Genomic DNA, 2,124 nt, shown 5'->3' on the forward strand with positions numbered 1-2,124 from the left:
GGGGTGGGTCCTGTTGTAGCGGTGCTGGCAGTACATCGACCAGACCTCGGCACACGAGCCGTAGACGCTGGTGGCGGCCGAGGCGCCCGCGGCTGAGCTGCTGCTGGCGGCGGCGTGGCTGCTGTGGAAGGGGTTGTGGACGTGATCCGAGATGTAGGACGACGTGGAGTTGTACGCGTCCGACAGGCTGTTGGAGAGGGAGGAGCAGTACTTGATGCAGGCGCTGACCAAGGCTGTGCCGAGGATGATGGCCCCTTCGGTCTCGCCGATGCACAGGTCCCAGAAGCAGTGACCGCTCGGGTCCGTCCCGGTGAGTGGCGTACCGGCGCCGTACGCGTACGGGTTCGCCGCGGCCGAGTCGCCCACCGCCGGGTTGTCCACCGTGTCCGCGAAGTTGAAGCCCCCCGTGTCCGGGGTGTACCAGCGGGCGTGCATGTTCACGTTGCCGGCGGCGGGGGCGGTGTACTCGCCCTGGTAGCCGAGGCTGTCGGTCAGATCGTCGGCGGTGATGGTGCCCCAGGGGTCGTAGCTTGCCGAACCGGTCAGCGCGCTCGCGGTGGCGGTGAACTGGCCGACCACGTCGCTCGGTGCCGTACCGAGCAACGACCGCGGTGATCGCCGGGTGCTCCACCGACACGGTTGAGACTTCGCTCGTCCTCCCGGCTCATGGCGTGCACAAATCCGGCGCCGGTGCCCCGCCGCGCCTCAGGCCACCGGGTCATGGCCTACGCCGACCGTGGCAGGACACCGAGCAAGCGCTTCGACGGCACGTCACAGCTCCGGAAGGGCTTCGGCCCCCCAAGGATTGATACCGAGGTCCATAAATCGGCTGTCATCACGGTCGTGGATGAACCGCGCCCCAGCGTAGGGAAGGTCGAAGGTCCAGTGCTCGGGCAGGTCACGAGCCGCGTACCGGCACAACAGCTCAACCATGCCGCAGTCGAAGTAGGACCAGCACTCGGGTGCTGCCCAGTGCCGACGCCAGATCACCGTGCCCCAATTGTTGGGATCCGGTGAGTCCGCCCGCCAGCACAGCAGGTCCGCCTCGGTGGTCCGACCCCAGCCGATGAGCAGTTCGGGCCTGTCGTACTCCTCCTCCTCGGCCGTCAGCTCGGCATCGCCGGTCACCCCTTCGACGGTGGCGCCGGGATCGTTGGGATACACCTCCTGGACGGGTGGGCACACCACTAGGAAGTCGTCGAACAGGCCCTGCCCGTAGACGCGCATGAACTCCTTGTAGTCGTCAGGGAAGCCCCTCGGATACCGCTCGGAGAGGCTGCGCCACTCCACTGTGTTGCCGCCCCGGGCCGGCGGGGCTACCAGGGAGATGAGGCGTGCCAAGGAACCGCCGGGGGTGGGTTGGTGTTGCATGGTTTCTCCGTTAATTGACGACGTCACCGAGGTTCACCCCGGAGGGGCCGTAGGTGTTGTACACCGTCATCGTGTCCGAGAGCCCGGCGGCGCCGCTGTTGTAGTAGCCGCGGGCGGTGAGGAGGAATCGGTAGGGGACCTTGCTGTTGTCCGTGCGGTACTGCGGGATCACTGTGTAGGCCACGCTTTGGCCCTTCTCGGTGGCCCGCTTCACCTCGTCCTCCATGACGCGCATGTTGTTGCGGCCGAGGCTGCCCGCTGTGCGGTCGTGAGTGTTCACCCCGCGCCAGCAGGTTCCCAGGTTACGCACGTCGGAGCCCGAGCCGCCCAGAGTGTCCGCGATCAGGTGGCAGGCATTGATGCTGGTCTTGGCATTGAACCCGGCCGCCTTGGCATAGGTCTGCGCCTCCCTGTACCCGGAGAGCGCGTCGCGCGCCGCCTCACTCACCTTCCCGCTGCCCGATGGACGGATGCTGCTCTTGGTGACGCAGGCGAACATTCCCGTGGAACGGCCTGCGTCGTCGAGCGCGCCTGGCACTTGGTAGCCGACCCCGGTACCAAGTGAGCAGTTGGAGTTCTTGTTGTCCTCCGGCGTCCCGTCGCAGCCGCCGGTGGCCACGCAGACGGCGGCTGTCGTCAGGCCTGCCGCGGCGGCCGCGGCGGTGTTGAGGACCGAGTTGCTGACGTTGATCTGTGCACTTGGCGAGCCGGCGACCGCTCCCCCCGAGCGGATGGTCAGACTCGTTGAGCCGA

General features: G+C 67.3%; 3 protein-coding genes. All 3 read right to left on the reverse strand.

The window, feature by feature from the left end; translation table 11 throughout:
- Window positions 1-603: RHS repeat-associated core domain-containing protein (locus tag ACFSL4_RS34850; protein ID WP_381091811.1), on the reverse strand; the 603-nt coding region annotated here is incomplete at its 3' end.
- Window positions 604-771: 168 nt separating this feature from the next.
- Entirely contained in the window at window positions 772-1,371 is a 600-nt protein-coding gene (locus ACFSL4_RS34855) for an SMI1/KNR4 family protein (protein WP_381091813.1), read from the reverse strand.
- A 10-nt stretch (window positions 1,372-1,381) separates the two neighbouring features.
- A partial coding sequence (locus ACFSL4_RS34860) for a DNA/RNA non-specific endonuclease (RefSeq protein ID WP_381091815.1) occupies window positions 1,382-2,124 on the reverse strand: 743 nt, incomplete at its 5' end.

This window comes from Streptomyces caeni (assembly GCF_042678285.1).
In the GTDB taxonomy this organism is placed as follows: domain Bacteria; phylum Actinomycetota; class Actinomycetes; order Streptomycetales; family Streptomycetaceae; genus Streptomyces; species Streptomyces caeni.